We start from the raw sequence: 14,476 nt of genomic DNA on the forward strand, positions 1-14,476 counted from the left end.
AGAAGAATCCATTCCTATCTCGAGGTGTATCTCATGATTAAACATACCCATAAAGCTGCACTGCTGATCATACTAAGCGTTTCGTTGGTCGGTTGTGCAGACATAAGCCTAACAGCCCCTGTCGGCACGGAAGCGGCTGCCAAAGCCAGTCCAGTTATTTCCCCTAGATTTTCGCCAACACCATCTCCTACGCAAACGGTTAAACCATCGCCTACAACGGCACCAACACCAACTCCACAGCCAACGACTGTGCCGAGTGCCACACCAGCTACACCGACACCGAGTGCAACGCCTAAAGCCACAGCTGAACCTGTTAAAGCGAAACCTCTACCAGCAGATCGTACACCGTATTCTTGGTACTATATGAAGAAAAAAACAGGGCAAGTTCCTGATTTTCCGCATGAAACCAAATCCTTTACTAATGACCAGAAAGCAGTCTGGGTTGGTACGGGGAAAAAGGTTTATTTAACGATTGATGCAGGAGGACCGCTCATTGAGGTTGATCTCATGCTGAAATCACTCAAAGAGAACAATGTGAAAGCGAACTTTTTTATTACAGGGAACAACATCAAGAAGAATCCAGATTATCTGAAAAGAATTGTGGCTGACGGTCATTTTGTAGCGAATCACACCATGACGCATACGGATTTTAATGATTTGACGGATGATCAGATCCGCAAGGAAATTAAGGATTTTGAAGTCGTGTATAAGCAAATCACTGGTAAAGAGGTCGGGAACTATTTCCGTTTCCCTTACGGGCACTATAATGCTCATAATTTAAGTCTTGTTTCTGAAATGGGCTATACGTCTGTGTTCTGGTCTACAGCTATGCGTGATTGGGAGCCTAGAGCGAATGGCGCTGAGGATCCGTACAACGATATTATGAATAATTTGCATGACGGCAATGTGATTCTGATGCATCAAGGGTCCGTTGAGAACATGCAGGCGCTGGATCGTATTTGTAAAGAAATCAAAAAGAGAGGGTATGAATTCGGGCTTGTAACCGAGCTTCAGCCGAAAAAGTAAAGAAGATTAGGTCGAAATCTGTGTAGTACTCTTGGTACCTTTAAGCTTGGCCGCACATATCCTAACCATGTGGTTTATATCAATTCATCAACCGGCAAAGGAAGCGGATATGTGTGCAGCAAGCGATAGCCGTACTGGACTCCGGAGTCGGAGGGTTAACTGTTGTAAAAGAAGTCATGAAACAGCTGCCGCATGAAAAAGTCATTTATTTTGGAGATACAGCGAGGAGCCCCTACGGCCCCCGACCTGCTAGTGAAGTTCGTCACTTTACTCGTCAAATTGTAGACTACTTACTTCAGTTTAATCCCAAAATGATTGTGATTGCCTGTAATACGGCGACTGCTGTCGCGATTGAAGACATACGCGCGCGTGTCTCGATTCCTGTCGTAGGCGTGATTTCACCAGGAGCGAGAGCAGCAATCAAAATGACTCGTAGCGGTAGGATCGGTGTCATTGGCACGGATGGAACGATTCGCAGCCAAGCGTATGAAACCGCGCTGAGGCAGATTTCGCCAGATATTCATGTATATAGTGAGGCATGTCCGTTACTAGCTCCATTTGTTGAGAGAGGACTTTTTAGTAGTGATCGTGCGCATTCCATCGTGGAGCAATCCCTGAGTCCCTTGAAAGATAAGCCGATTGATTGCTTAATTCTGGGATGTACCCATTACCCATTTCTGATGGAATCCATTTCACAAGTTATGGGGCCTGAAGTGACATTAATTTCTTCGGCCGAAGAGACAGCCAGAGATATAAGTACAATCCTTTCTCAGAGAAACATGCAAACGAAATCCAATGAAATACCGATTCATCAGTTTTTCTGCAGTGGTACGCCAATTGTTTTCCGGCAGATTGCGGAGAATTGGCTCAAGGAATATATTTCTTTTATACCTGTCGTGTGGCAGGTGCCGACTATTATTTAAGAGATGCAAATAGACCCTGAGGGGTCTATTTTTATTTCATCTCGCGCAGCTGAGATACCGCATGATTCCTGTGATCAAGGCATAAGCATAGCCATACGAAAGAAGTAAAAGGCAGGTGGTTGTGTGTTAGGATATGGCTATCAGACATTGGCACAGGAGCTGAATCGTTTAGGCAAAATATATCCATTTTTGCAAACGGCGTGTATTGGCCAAAGTGCGATGGGGAGGGACATTCATGCGCTGCGTATCGGGCATGGTACGAAGGAAATCCATTTCAATGCAGCTATGCATGCGAATGAATGGATAACAGCCCCCTTGCTGATGCAATTTGTTGAAGACCTGGCATGTGCGTATGCAAGAGGAACGGCATGGCAGGGGCGTAATGTGAGACGTATTTTGTCAGAGTATGCCTTGTGGGTCGTGCCTATGGTCAATCCAGACGGGGTTGAGCTTGTTTTACATGGACTGCCCGAGGACCATCCGCATCGTGAAGCATTGTTGGCATGGAATAAAGGCTCCTTATCGTTTATAAATTGGAAGGCGAATATCCGCGGCGTAGACCTCAATGATCAATTCCCTGCCCATTGGGATGAAGAGAAGCTGCGAAGAGAACACGATGGACCAGGCGAGCGTGATTATGGCGGTGAAGCTCCGCTATCAGAACCGGAAGCCGCGGCATTAGCTCATTTCACCGAGTGTCATGACTTCGAGCTTGTCGTTGCCTTACATACACAGGGGAGAGAAATTTATTGGAACTACCGTGATTATGAACCAGCTGAAGCTGAAGCACTTGCAGAGAGGTTGGCCTTAGCCAGTAATTACGAGGCTGTGAAGCTTACAGGCAGCGATGCGGGGTATAAAGATTGGTTCATTCAACAGTTTCGGCGACCAGGCTTTACAGTGGAGGTGGGTTTCGGCGTCAATCCTCTGCCAGTTGAAACGTTTGCTTTACTTTATGAGGAAGTCGTTCCTATCTTATTGACGGCCTTGGAATTATAATCTTAAGACAAGTTTCTTCAACTTGCTTGCCTTCGCCACGAACCGACTTTGCCCAGACTTCATATACTGAGGAAAGGAAGCTGTTGGGGAGGCGTGAACATGGCACCACCTAAAGGTAAAGGCAAAGTTGTTAAGAAGAAAAAGGAACTTTCATCTCGTGCTCAATACACGATGAGGATGGTTGAATCTGCTACTTGTTCGGTGTGCAAAACACCTTGTGCAAGGGGCATGCGCTATCTGGATATGATGTCACAGCCTGGAGCTGTCGGCAGAGGAGTTCCGTGTATTTTGACACGTAGAAAAATCAACTAACCAGAATCCGCCCCTTGAAGGGGTGGATTTTTTGTCTTTTAACTACTCACAACAAGCTGAACAAGCCAAATTCCAATAGCTCCAGCAACACCAGTAATACCAGTAACACCCACAACTGTCACACTTCCCGCAACTCCTCAACTCCCGCAACTTCCACAACCCCACAACTCCTACAACTCCTACAACTCCTACAACTTCCACAACTTCCACAACTTCCGCACCTCCCGCAACTCAGCAACAGCCGCAACTCCTACAACTCTTCAACTCCAATCCCCCCACAACACCCACAACACCGGCAACTCCTGCAACTCCTGCAACTCCTGCAACACCCGCAACACCCGCAACACCCGCAACTCCTACAACTCCTACAACTCCTACAACCCCACAACTCCTAGCTCCTACAGCTCTTCAACTCCCACAACACCGGCAACTCCTACAACTCCTACAACTCCTACAACTCCTACAACTCTTCAACTTCCAGAACTTCGGCAACTCCAATCCCCCCACAACACTCACACCTCCGGCACCTCAGGGACCTCCCGCAACCTACCTCAACCCCTCGAACTCCAAGCAGCCCGCCGATTGTCACGAATAGATGGATTTTAAGTAGCTAAATCTTTAGAATTTCGGCTGAAATCACGTTTAGATGGATTATATACAGTTAATAACCTGCTTTTTTGCAGATAGGGTCGAATGAGGCCAAATTAACTACCTATTTTCCATCTAAATTGAATTTTCTGGCGAAATTCCAAATAATAGCTGTACAATTTCCAGTTAATTCATTTGTGACGACCAGCGCCGACTTAGGAATCGGAAGTTTGCACTGTAGATCCCCATGATCCCCGTAGAACATCAATAAAAAGCCCCACGAGATAATCTCGCGGGGCTCCATATGTGTATGAATTAATGGTTTGGTGTGAGTAATTTATCTGCTAAAGATTGTTTGAGCTTCTTCATTGCGTCTGTCTCAAGTTTGTTACTTTGGGCGAATTTGGTTCCAGTTAGTGCAAGCGCTTCCTTGACTGTCATTTCGACACGAATAATTTCTTCGCCATGCGGAATTTGTAACATTTTTCATCACTCCTATGTCAGCTTTTAAAAGCGAAAACCTTGATTCTACGCACTTTTAATATAACACATCATGTAAGGTTAAACAAGGGCAAAGCGAACCTATTTTTCAAATAATTAAGGGGGCTTGTCCGAGTGTATTAATACTGATACGAGCAATCAAAGTGGGAAGACCATCGATGTTCTTTCTTCAAGTCAGCGCAAAAAAGAACCGATCTCAACCATGAAGCACATGGCGATATCGGTTCTTTCCAATTCACTATTTTAACGATAACAACGTAATTCCACGATTTCTGTATGCGCTGTGCCATTCGTTGATGCCACAACGACACGCAGACGGTTCGTTGATATCGCGCTGTCTAACACATGAACATGGTGCCGAGTATGATTGTTGGTCGCCTCAACAACTGTGGTCCACGATTCCCCAACCCAAGCTTGCACCGAATAATCTTTAACTAATTCTGGAATAATTTCGAATTCGGTACGATGGTGATGCAAGTTAATAAGATCCTCGTTGACGTCATCGTTGAACGTTATGTGCACGTTCCGAATGCTTTGAGCCTCGGTCCAACTAGCCTCAAGCCATTCCTCGCCACCAGCTCCTCCAGCGGAAGACCACAGATGCGGACTACCGTAAGGCCGTTTGTGTCCGTCAGCAACTTTCTCAGCCGCATAAGCGGATGTAGGCGAAAGAAGTCGGAAACAGAATGGCTTCCGTTTAAAGCTATACGGACTCCAGTCGATCACAGGTTGATTAGGATGCATTTCCCCGAAGTCAGCGGTACTTGTCGTGACCGTATTATTCTTAAAGGACAGTACGCCAGATTGCGGTCGATCGGATAGATGTACAGCTAGAGCAGGGTTGCTCTTGAGCACGATGAACGCGTTCTGAGCGTGTGCTGGCTCCCAATTCAACGCTGCTGTAACCCACTGCTTAGTCCCCTCAGCTACAGGCACGACAACGGTCGCTATGAGCGTATGAGGGACGTAGTTCTGCGGCTTGCCTGTGTCCCACAGTTCGACAGTAAGCTCTGTATCAGCAGTTGAGTCGACTAATAGCTCTATGCCATTAATAAAAGGATCTACGGGCACTAGAAGCGCTGCTGGCGTCTCCAAAGGATAAACACCAGCCGACTGCTCCAAAGCCAGCTCTGTAAGCGTGCTGGAGGCCGTCAGCGTCGCGCTGCGAACAAGATCTCCCTCGTCGTTATTCACCACGCCGAGAATCGACGCATCCTGCCGCAGCAGCGTCTGCTGCAGCTCATTCAAGTGCTCGCTGTGCAGCTCGCGCGGCGAGATCCCTTTGGCTGCGCACAGGGCTGCGCCAGTGCCCGCAGCTTCGCCAATAACCGCACATGTCGCCATGACACGTGTTGTGCCGAAAGCAACGTGGGACGCGCTGATATTGCGCCCAGCCATGAGCATATTCGACACGTTGGCCGAATAGAGGGAACGGAACGGGATATGATAGGAACCATCCATATGCATATGTTTAGAGCCGCTTTCCGTCGAATACATGCCTTGCGGCGGATGCAAATCAATCGACCAGCCGCCGAAGGCAACGCGGTCCTCGAAGAACTCTTGGGCAATCACGTCATTTTGATTCAGGACGTAGTCCCCTACGAAGCGACGATATTCCCGTTTCCCTGGAATTGACCCGATCCATTCCAAAGTTAGATTGTCACTGTCAAATTTTCCAGAGTTTTTGATATAATCCCAAATCCCATAGATAACGGAGGAGAGTTCATCTCGAATTCGCTCATTATCATGGACAGTGTCATGCTCGCCACCCCATTCAATCCACCAGTAAGCGCATCCATTATCGCCACTGCGAATGACACGTTTCATAGGAATTGAAGTTTGTGTGATATCTTTGGCAAAGCTCGGAGCGATATATTTCACGGGACGGCCAGCATCCTTGGTGTAAAAGAGCAGCGTGCTTCCTAATGTGATATCATCCGGCACGAGCGGCGCCCATTCCTCGTTTAATTCATGTTGAGCCTCGCGGCCAATACGGAATTTAGCACCAGCAAGGAAGCCAACTAGACCATCCCCTGTACAATCGAGGAAAACACGACTTACGAAACGGATTCTTCGCTCCGAGCCCATCATCCAACCAGTGACGGCTTGAATGGTGCGATGATCTTCATCACCTGACGCATCGACCTCGTGCACATCAGTGTTGAGGAACAATGTAATATTAGGCTCAGCTTTCACTTTCTCAAGCACAATCAAATCCCAGATATAAGGGTTACCATCGATATTACGATATTGATTCTCTACGAAAAGTTCGCCCATAATGCCGGTTTCTCGGGCGTTACGATGGACACCATGGGAGGTGGCACCACATACCCACACACGTACTTCACTGCTTGCATTTCCGCCAAGAACAGGCCGATTTTGAACTAAAGAAACAGTTTGACCTAATCGTGCTGCCGCAACTGCTGCACAAACGCCAGCCAAGCCTCCGCCAACGACTGTGATATCAGATGTAACGATTTCATGCTTCATTATGAGCACCTCACTAGTATTAGAATATCCATGCTTTCATTTTAAAATAGGTGATATCCTTTTAACATACAGTGAGTTACAATTAGCATATACTTTATTTCATTGAATGGAGAGTGTGATATGGCCTATCGCGATCCAGCCTTGAAACTCTTATCTCATGTGTATTGGCATCAGAAAAAAGAGTTTATGTTTGAGCGTGATGACTATCCATGCTGGACGTTGTTTGCGGTGGAGGAGGGGAGCTTCTTCTACGAAATCCGAACGGAGCAAGGTGAGGCTAGATTCGGAGACCTGGTGCTGTGCCCCCCTCGAACCGTGTTTCGTAGAAAAACGATCGAGCCGCTGACGTTTCATTTTATACAGTTTATAGGGGAGTCCCATTTAGAACACGAAGCTGCCTGGAAGGGAAAGCTGTCCGTCCAAGATCTGCCGCGCTTGACGTCCAGTTATCGCTATTTACGATCTATGCAAGGGTGGGATGAAGAGAGTACACAGCATAAGCTGCACCTTGTGAATGATCTCTTCCGAATCGTACAAATGGAGAACCTTATCAAGGAGAGCTCACCTGCAACTATTATAGATGGTGATATGGACCAAGCACGGGGCTTTCTGACTGATCATGCGTTTGGCAATCTATCGATGCTGGAATTAGCCACTTCATTGGGACTGACGCCTGTTCAATTTACCCGCAGATTTCGGAAAGCCTTTGCCCAAACACCAACCGAGTTTATTAATGACTTGCGTCTTACGCGTGCGAAACATCTTTTGGAAAATACGACATTCACGCTGGACATGATTGCGGCCCAATGTGGTTATGAGAATGGCTTTTACTTGAGCCGCGTGTTCACGCAAAAAATCGGCAAGGCTCCCTCCTTGTATCGCAGTATGCATCGTGTATAGTACAAAAGCACAACCCCCCAGATCTTCAGTAGAAGACTGGGGGGTTGTATGCTAAAGGCTAATTGCCCGTATACGGCAGTTTTCCTTCGGTATATTCGTTCTCCGGCTTGCGGATCCATCGCTGCAAGTATCCTTGCGTATGTAAAGCTTTGATTAGAATGATCAGTACTGGCGAGAGGATCACCCCAGCTACCCCAAAGAGGGAAAGGGAGATAATCATAAACGCTAAGGTAGTAAATGCCGATACTCCTAAGGATTCACCTGTGATTTTGGGTTCCATTATTTGTCTGACGAGAATCACAACAAGGAGCAGTGAACTTAGCCAGATCGCCAGCGTTGTATTACCAACGATGAACAAGTAAATAATCCACGGGATGAATAAAGTGGAAACACCGAGCAATGGAAGGACATCGAAAATCGCAGACAATAGGGCGATAGAGAATGCATTATTCACATTCAGTACGAGCAAGGCGATAAAAACAACGATGAACGTTAATGTGATGAGCTTGGCTTGTGCTTTTACGTAAGATACGATCCCCTTCACGACATTTTCTTTTAGAAAAAAGAAGGCAGATTTGAATGTGTTTGGTGTTTGCTCACTTGCAATACGTTTCCATGATTCAATTTCGATGCTTAAGAAGTATGCGAGAATGATGCCGACGATGAAATTGAACATGAACGTGGAGAAGGAGGTCAGGGAAGCGACCAATCCTGATAAAAAGGCAACTAGAAACGTAGACGCTTTGCCAGCAAATTGGCCAGCATAATCTTTGGCTTTGCCAGTCACATCGTCGGGCAGGGCTTGGAATCGATCATTTAGCTCAGCAATCCGATGAATGATCTGCTCATTGAAAATCGCTGCGTAGTCATCGATTTTATCCACAAGGCTCATAATCTGACTGGTGAAGATAACGACTGCCCCAGCCAACGCACCTAGGATAATCAGGACGAAAACCAAGGTAGAGATGGCGGAGGCAAGCGATTTACGCATGCCTTTGCGATTCAAGAACCGAGCCAATGGCTCGATCATCATGAAAATAATCAAGGCCAAGAAGATTGGCGTGGCGATGGCATACAAATAACTGAATAACAGCATGAATAAGTAGACGGTTAGTACGATGAGCCCTATGTCAAATACCGTTCGCCAATATTTCTTGTAAAAAGAAAGCATCCCTTTTCCTCCAGATCGTTATTGTTCAGTTAAAATAATCGGTCCGTTACTTGTGATAGCAATCGTATGCTCGTATTGTGCAGAGAGGCTGCCATCGTATGTTCTAGCTGTCCATCCATCTTGGTCAACTTTGGAGTGATATTTACCAACATTCAGCATCGGTTCAATGGTGAAAACCATGCCTTCCTTGATGCGCGGCCCTTTGCCAGCCGGTCCATAATGCGGCACTTGAGGCTCTTCATGCATCTCGGAGCCGATTCCGTGTCCAATGAAGTCTCTAACAACAGAGAAGCCTTGCGATTCCGCGTAGACTTGGATAGCGTTGGCGACATCGCCGATCCGATTGCCGACGACAGCTTTTTCAATACCTTTATATAAGGACTCCTTGGTAACTTTCAGAAGCTTCTCAGCCACAGGCGAAATGTTGCCAACCGCGTATGACCAAGCGGAGTCTGCTAACCACCCATCGATCCGAACGACCATGTCAATCGTAACAATGTCACCATCATTGAGCGGCTCTTTCTTTGGGAAGCCATGACAGATGACATCATTTACTGAAGCACAAGTTGCGTAGGGATAGCCGTGATACCCTTTTTGCTCAGGCGTAGCGCCATGTTTGGCTAGAAAGCCTTCGACAAATTGATCGATTTCCCACGATGTAATGCCCGGGCGGATCATTTTGGCGATTTCCTTATGGCAATCGGCAAGGATTCGGCCTGCTTTCCCCATGGCTTCAATCTGTTCTTTTGTTTTAATAGTAATCATCAAGTTTCTCTCCTCTTCAGCTAGCTTCCCTAATTGTTCATTATGTCCATTTTGCTGACCAAAGCTTCATCTCTCTAATAATTTGATGCAGATCCTGCCCTTTTGGTGTCAAGGTATACTCAACGGTAACAGGAACTGTAGGGAACGCCATGCGTTCGAGAACCCCATGTTCTTCTAGATGGCGCAAAATATCCGTAAGGGATTTGGGACTGATGCCCGTAATTTGGCGCTGCAGCTCTCCGAAACGTTTCGTTCCACAGAATAATTCACGAAGTACAAGAAATGCCCATTTACCTCCAATAACCTCCAAGGTTCGCTCGACGGAACACTCGATTTCTTTGGGGATTTTGGGAACATAGTTGCTAAGTGGAGCGACTTTTTCATTTTCAAGAGTGGACATGAGATCGCTTCCTTTCATCAAAATTGTGTAGGGTACTTACTTTAAGGTTAGTAAGTTAACATTTTGTAATAAGGGATTAATACTCATACTACTATGTATTTTAAAGTTCCTTATGGAATTTGGCAATAGAAGGGCAGAATAGGACAAGGTTGATTTCATGCTCTAGATTCTTTACAATAGAGTTAAAATTAAAATTTATTGTTTCAGGAGATGTGTACATATGAATGTCAAAATTTCTCGTAATGCAGCAAAAGTACTTCAATTGGAGCTTAATAAAGAAGAAAACCAAGGTTTGTTAGTTCGCGTACAAGTGACGCATAAGCATGGTGATCATGCTCACTATGGTTTGGGTCTTGATGATAAAACAGAAAATGATGTTGTAGTAAACACGGACAAAGGAATTGATGTTTTGTTAGATCAATCCGAGCCGCTTCTAGACGGTATCCGTATCGACTACTTCTACACACCAGAGGAAGGCTTCATGATTACTAACCCAAGTAAGGGGAACCACGGAGACCACTAATGCGGAATGATATTCGCATTTGTGATAAATGCAAACACATGAAGGTGAAATCGGCACTTGCCAAAATAAGTGCCATTGCACCGGACACAGAAGTCAAAGTCGCGTGCAAATCGTATTGCGGTCCATGTTCGAGATTCGCATTCATCTTTATTAATGGCCGCTATATCACGGGCGCGACGGAAGACGAAGCCATCGACAAAGCAAAGAAATACGTAAAATAATGAAAAAGCATCCGTCCAATGTGGACAGGATGCTTTTTTGCTTATATAAGCTGGAATCAAGCGTGAACTGCGGATTTCTCAAGCAACTTACGAATTTCATGATCGATCTTATGCGGTTTCGTAGTTGGAGAGAAGCGCTTGATTACATTGCCATTTCCATCGATGAGGAATTTGGTGAAATTCCACTTGATGCCGGATCCGAATAGGCCAGATGCTTTGCTCTTCAAATAACGATATAACGGATGGGCATCAGCGCCATTCACATCGATCTTGGCGAATAGCGGAAAATTAACACCGAAATTAAGTTGGCACGCCTGTTCAACTTGCTTGTTATCGCCAGGCTCCTGATCCCTGAATTGATTGCAGGGAAAACCTAGGACACTAAAGCCTTGATCTTTATAGGTGTCGTGTAACTTCTGAAGTCCTTCGAATTGAGGAGCTAACCCGCATTTGGTTGCTGTATTTACAATGAGTAGGACCTGATTCTTATAATCACTAAGCGATTTGTCCTCACCGCGAATCGTCTTTACTTTAAATTGATGTACACTCATAGTGACACAACCTCCCGTAACTAATATTTCTCACAATTTAATTGTACACAATTTTAATTCAGAAGGAAAGTTTTTTCGCCAAATCTTCTAATGCACCTGCGATCGAAGGAAAGCGCCACTCAAAACCATGCTCTTGAAGTACGCGAGGAATGACCTTCTGACCTTCCAGAAGCAGAACAGAAAGTTCGCCAAAAATTAATTTCATCATAAATGCCGGAACAGGAAAGAGATTGGGTCTTCGCATGGCAGTCGCAATCGCGCGTCCCAATTGCTTATTCGTTACTGGATTTGGAGCCGTTGCGTTAACGGGACCGACAATCGATTCATTTTGAACGCAAAAATCAATCATTCTCACCATATCATCGATGTGAATCCACGAATGCCATTGCCTGCCGCTGCCAACTGTGCCGCCTACTCCAAGCTTATAAGGAAGTGCCATCTTAGGGAACGCACCTTCTTTATTATCCAACACCAGTCCAACCCGCACCTTCACGATACGTGTTCCTTGGATTAAATCCGCCGCAGCTTCCCATTGCTTGACCACACTTGCTAAGAAGTCCGTCTCTCGATAGGGGCTCCTCTCATCAAACGTATCCGTCTCCGAAATACCGTAATATGACATGCCAGAAGCATTCACAACAACCTTTGGCTTAGGGTCCATTATCGCGACAAGCTTGGCTACATGCTCAGCCGCTTGCAATCGGGATTGTACAATTCGCGTCTTAGCCGCTTTCGTCCACCGTTGACTGATGGATTCACCCGCCAAATTGACAATGGCATCGAGACCTGCAAGGAGTTCCATATTTCGTTCCAACTCGCCCCATGTTATCGTTCTAACACCCGGTATCTGCTTCGAAGATGAGCGTGATATATTAATAAGTTCGTGACCTTGTCCCAACCAGTAAGTGATTAATCGTTTTCCAATAAACCCGCTGCCGCCTGTGATCGTTATTTTCATATGCAAGCACCTCCATATCATTATTATAGATACTCCATCCAATAAATACCATCAAGGAGAAAGCGATCGAGAAAGGTAAACTTCCAGTCTTAAAATGACGACACAATTCGCTATTTTCGTGTATAATTGGATTTTGGTTATTAATTAACCATAGGGTAATTCGTGTGTCAGCGAGAGGAGTCATCGTCTATGAATCGTATGCGTCAATTTCTTCATGCCTATCATCCTATCGTACATACGCTTATCTTAGGTACGGTCATGGCCCGGGCTGCTTCTTCCATGAGTTTACCGTTCCTAGCGATCTATTTGGCGAAACACTCCGATATGAGCCCTGGGCTCATTGGTATTGTAATTGGAATGGGGGCATTAGCTGGAACGTTTGGCGGTTTTATCGGTGGTACGTTGTCAGACCGATTTGGACGTCGAGTCATTATGCTCGCGGCACTCTTTGGCTGGGGAGTCGTATTCCTCGGATTCAGTGTTGTAAAATTACCGGTCTTATTTATGCTGCTCAATATGCTCAATGGACTGTGCCGCTCATTCTATGAGCCTGTGTCGCAAGCGCTAATGGCAGATTTAACGGAGCCGTCCAAAAGGATGCAAGTATTTTCACTCCGCTATATGGCGATTAACGTTGGTGTAGCTGTTGGACCTTTGCTGGGAGCTTTCTTTGCAACTATGAACGGAGCCCTGCCATTCCTGCTGACCGGGATTATTTATTTAATCTATGGTGTGACACTTTACGCCCTTCTCATTAAATTCGGGATTAAGAAAATCGAAGGTGAGAAGAAATCCATCGTTACTTTCCGTTCTGCGATAGGTGTTATTCGTAAGGATATGACCTTCCGTTTGTATATAATCGGGGGGATTATCGGAGCTATTGGTTATTCACAGGTGATGGTGACGTTGTCACAGTACTTACAAAGGGATTTTGCTAATGGGGTCAAAATGTTCGCCATTCTCATGAGCGCCAATGCCATTGTCGTTATTGCGATGCAGATCCCGCTGGGGAAATGGGCAGAAAAGTATTCACCACTAACGGCTATTGTTGTTGGCAACTTGATGTTCGCTTTAGGTGATATCGGATTTGCCTTTTCACACACGCTGCCATGGATGATTATTTCGATGGGAATTTTCACTTTTGGTGAAATATTGAACTATCCTGCTGCGAACATGTTGATAGATAAGCTGGCTCCTGAACATATGCGTGGAACCTACTATGGTGCTCAAACATTAACAAACATAGGTCACTTTATCGGGCCGTGGGTTGGCGGCTTTCTATTGGTTTCCTATGGCGGCAGCACGCTCTTTCTCGTAATCGCGATTTTGTCGATGATTGGCTCGATTTTCTATTGGAGAGGCACGAAACGTCGAAATACTGCGAATATAACGTCGAAAATGCAAATATTATGAAGAATTTCGTAAAAATAGTTCCTCGGAACTATTCGATTTCAAATCGTCATCCCTTATCCTTGAGAGTATAGTAAGTATTATTTTGAAGGCATCATCTAAAAAGATTGTGCACGTCATCTCGACAAAGGCAAAGCTGGCGAAAGCCAGTGACGCAAAGCTACAGGGGCCTTACTTCTCCTGCAAAGGACAAGCAGCCAGCCAGCCGCCGAACGATTGGGAATTCACTTCAGAACCCCTCTAGTCGGTTCACTACGGTGGGTTTTTTTTCTCTGTCATAGCGAAACAAATGAATCAAATGGAATGACACGTACAAAGGAGGCCCTAGCGGCATGAAATCGGAAGTTAAATTGCAGGATGAACAGAAAGCAACATCGTTATGCGGTAACCATGTTGCACGTTTGGTGCCATCCACGGATGGACCTAAACTTATGATTAACCGAGAAGAATATGCATTAAACGAAGCGTGTTGGGATGTTGAGATGTTTCACGGGAGAAACAACAGCATTCTGATTTTTTACTGGAAAGGCGAAGTAAAGCTTTCTGTGAAAATGCCTCCGATGGCTCAAATCGAAGGATTTGTCACAAGACTTCTGCAATGTCTGTCATCCAAATTGAGAGTGGTTCAACCTATCTAGGTGAATCGCTCTTTTTTTTGAAATCGCTCATTGTCACCAAACGACACTAGCTGATATAATATGACCATCACATTTCATAGTTCTTAAGAACTACATTAAA

General features: G+C 45.5%; 16 protein-coding genes and 1 riboswitch. Of the genes, 9 read left to right on the forward strand and 7 right to left on the reverse strand.

Features of this window, described 5'->3' with window-relative positions:
* The first annotated feature begins 33 nt into the window (after window positions 1–33).
* The 4 genes from GC096_RS24890 (at window position 34) to GC096_RS24905 (ending at window position 3,260) form a co-directional block, all read left to right on the forward strand.
* A complete protein-coding gene (locus GC096_RS24890; RefSeq protein WP_171633986.1) occupies window positions 34–1,026 on the forward strand; it encodes a polysaccharide deacetylase family protein in 993 nt (330 codons plus the stop codon).
* A 113-nt stretch (window positions 1,027–1,139) separates the two neighbouring features.
* Complete coding sequence (gene racE / locus GC096_RS24895) at window positions 1,140–1,949, forward strand: glutamate racemase (RefSeq protein ID WP_171633987.1); 810 nt, start codon at window positions 1,140–1,142, stop codon at window positions 1,947–1,949.
* 123 nt (window positions 1,950–2,072) lie between these two features.
* A complete protein-coding gene (locus GC096_RS24900; RefSeq protein WP_171633988.1) occupies window positions 2,073–2,948 on the forward strand; it encodes a M14 family metallopeptidase in 876 nt (291 codons plus the stop codon).
* 99 nt (window positions 2,949–3,047) lie between these two features.
* Complete coding sequence (locus GC096_RS24905; protein ID WP_171633989.1) at window positions 3,048–3,260, forward strand: hypothetical protein; 213 nt, start codon at window positions 3,048–3,050, stop codon at window positions 3,258–3,260.
* Window positions 3,261–4,163: 903 nt separating this feature from the next.
* On the opposite strand, the gene GC096_RS24910 is transcribed toward GC096_RS24905, so the two are convergent.
* Window positions 4,164–4,331 carry a hypothetical protein gene (locus GC096_RS24910; RefSeq protein ID WP_162261632.1) on the reverse strand — a complete coding sequence of 56 codons (168 nt, stop codon included), beginning with the start codon at window positions 4,329–4,331 and terminating at the stop codon, window positions 4,164–4,166.
* A 261-nt stretch (window positions 4,332–4,592) separates the two neighbouring features.
* Window positions 4,593–6,839, reverse strand: a complete 2,247-nt coding sequence (locus tag GC096_RS24915; protein ID WP_171633990.1) for an FAD-dependent oxidoreductase — start codon at window positions 6,837–6,839, stop codon at window positions 4,593–4,595.
* 120 nt (window positions 6,840–6,959) lie between these two features.
* On the opposite strand from GC096_RS24915, the gene GC096_RS24920 reads away from it, so the two are divergent.
* Complete coding sequence (locus GC096_RS24920; RefSeq protein WP_171633991.1) at window positions 6,960–7,739, forward strand: AraC family transcriptional regulator; 780 nt, start codon at window positions 6,960–6,962, stop codon at window positions 7,737–7,739.
* Window positions 7,740–7,797: 58 nt separating this feature from the next.
* Here GC096_RS24920 and ytvI read toward each other — a convergent pair whose 3' ends face one another.
* The 3 genes from ytvI to GC096_RS24935 are packed head-to-tail and all read right to left on the reverse strand — an operon-like array spanning window position 7,798 to window position 10,075.
* Window positions 7,798–8,910, reverse strand: a complete 1,113-nt coding sequence (ytvI, locus tag GC096_RS24925; protein WP_171633992.1) for a sporulation integral membrane protein YtvI — start codon at window positions 8,908–8,910, stop codon at window positions 7,798–7,800.
* Window positions 8,911–8,928: 18 nt separating this feature from the next.
* Window positions 8,929–9,675, reverse strand: a complete 747-nt coding sequence (gene map / locus GC096_RS24930) for a type I methionyl aminopeptidase (RefSeq protein ID WP_171633993.1) — start codon at window positions 9,673–9,675, stop codon at window positions 8,929–8,931.
* A 40-nt stretch (window positions 9,676–9,715) separates the two neighbouring features.
* Window positions 9,716–10,075: a winged helix-turn-helix transcriptional regulator gene (locus GC096_RS24935; protein WP_056616422.1), complete on the reverse strand. Its 360-nt coding sequence runs from the start codon at window positions 10,073–10,075 to the stop codon at window positions 9,716–9,718.
* A 220-nt stretch (window positions 10,076–10,295) separates the two neighbouring features.
* On the opposite strand from GC096_RS24935, the gene GC096_RS24940 reads away from it, so the two are divergent.
* Window positions 10,296–10,598, forward strand: a complete 303-nt coding sequence (locus tag GC096_RS24940; RefSeq protein WP_056616419.1) for a HesB/IscA family protein — start codon at window positions 10,296–10,298, stop codon at window positions 10,596–10,598.
* Entirely contained in the window at window positions 10,598–10,819 is a 222-nt protein-coding gene (locus GC096_RS24945) for a YuzB family protein (protein ID WP_171633994.1), read from the forward strand. Before GC096_RS24940 ends, GC096_RS24945 begins: the two co-directional genes overlap by 1 nt.
* Window positions 10,820–10,875: 56 nt before the next feature.
* Here GC096_RS24945 and GC096_RS24950 read toward each other — a convergent pair whose 3' ends face one another.
* A complete protein-coding gene (locus GC096_RS24950; protein WP_171633995.1) occupies window positions 10,876–11,370 on the reverse strand; it encodes a glutathione peroxidase in 495 nt (164 codons plus the stop codon).
* A gap of 58 nt (window positions 11,371–11,428) precedes the next feature.
* Window positions 11,429–12,328, reverse strand: coding sequence for a TIGR01777 family oxidoreductase (locus GC096_RS24955; RefSeq protein ID WP_171633996.1), 900 nt, complete (start codon window positions 12,326–12,328; stop codon window positions 11,429–11,431).
* 189 nt (window positions 12,329–12,517) lie between these two features.
* Between GC096_RS24955 and GC096_RS24960 the strand changes: the two genes are divergently transcribed.
* Window positions 12,518–13,741, forward strand: a complete 1,224-nt coding sequence (locus GC096_RS24960; RefSeq protein ID WP_171633997.1) for an MDR family MFS transporter — start codon at window positions 12,518–12,520, stop codon at window positions 13,739–13,741.
* A 116-nt stretch (window positions 13,742–13,857) separates the two neighbouring features.
* Window positions 13,858–13,951, forward strand: a riboswitch (cyclic di-GMP riboswitch).
* Between the two features lie 119 nt (window positions 13,952–14,070).
* Window positions 14,071–14,376, forward strand: a complete 306-nt coding sequence (locus tag GC096_RS24965; RefSeq protein ID WP_171633998.1) for a hypothetical protein — start codon at window positions 14,071–14,073, stop codon at window positions 14,374–14,376.
* Window positions 14,377–14,476 lie beyond the last annotated feature (100 nt).

This window comes from Paenibacillus plantarum (assembly GCF_013141695.1).
In the GTDB taxonomy this organism is placed as follows: Bacteria; Bacillota; Bacilli; order Paenibacillales; family NBRC-103111; genus Paenibacillus_E; species Paenibacillus_E plantarum.

What these genes read in the sequence shown, in the direction of transcription:
- GC096_RS24920 (WP_171633991.1), top strand. Translation starts at nt 6,960, where the DNA reads ATGGCCTATCGCGATCCAGCCTTGAAACTCTTATCTCATGTGTATTGG.
- GC096_RS24955 (WP_171633996.1), bottom strand. Translation starts at nt 12,328, where the DNA reads ATGAAAATAACGATCACAGGCGGCAGCGGGTTTATTGGAAAACGATTA.
- GC096_RS24945 (WP_171633994.1), top strand. Translation starts at nt 10,598, where the DNA reads ATGCGGAATGATATTCGCATTTGTGATAAATGCAAACACATGAAGGTG.
- GC096_RS24950 (WP_171633995.1), bottom strand. Translation starts at nt 11,370, where the DNA reads ATGAGTGTACATCAATTTAAAGTAAAGACGATTCGCGGTGAGGACAAA.
- GC096_RS24960 (WP_171633997.1), top strand. Translation starts at nt 12,518, where the DNA reads ATGAATCGTATGCGTCAATTTCTTCATGCCTATCATCCTATCGTACAT.
- GC096_RS24965 (WP_171633998.1), top strand. Translation starts at nt 14,071, where the DNA reads ATGAAATCGGAAGTTAAATTGCAGGATGAACAGAAAGCAACATCGTTA.
- map (WP_171633993.1), bottom strand. Translation starts at nt 9,675, where the DNA reads ATGATTACTATTAAAACAAAAGAACAGATTGAAGCCATGGGGAAAGCA.
- GC096_RS24935 (WP_056616422.1), bottom strand. Translation starts at nt 10,075, where the DNA reads ATGTCCACTCTTGAAAATGAAAAAGTCGCTCCACTTAGCAACTATGTT.
- ytvI (WP_171633992.1), bottom strand. Translation starts at nt 8,910, where the DNA reads ATGCTTTCTTTTTACAAGAAATATTGGCGAACGGTATTTGACATAGGG.
- GC096_RS24890 (WP_171633986.1), top strand. Translation starts at nt 34, where the DNA reads ATGATTAAACATACCCATAAAGCTGCACTGCTGATCATACTAAGCGTT.
- GC096_RS24940 (WP_056616419.1), top strand. Translation starts at nt 10,296, where the DNA reads ATGAATGTCAAAATTTCTCGTAATGCAGCAAAAGTACTTCAATTGGAG.
- GC096_RS24915 (WP_171633990.1), bottom strand. Translation starts at nt 6,839, where the DNA reads ATGAAGCATGAAATCGTTACATCTGATATCACAGTCGTTGGCGGAGGC.
- GC096_RS24910 (WP_162261632.1), bottom strand. Translation starts at nt 4,331, where the DNA reads ATGTTACAAATTCCGCATGGCGAAGAAATTATTCGTGTCGAAATGACA.
- GC096_RS24905 (WP_171633989.1), top strand. Translation starts at nt 3,048, where the DNA reads ATGGCACCACCTAAAGGTAAAGGCAAAGTTGTTAAGAAGAAAAAGGAA.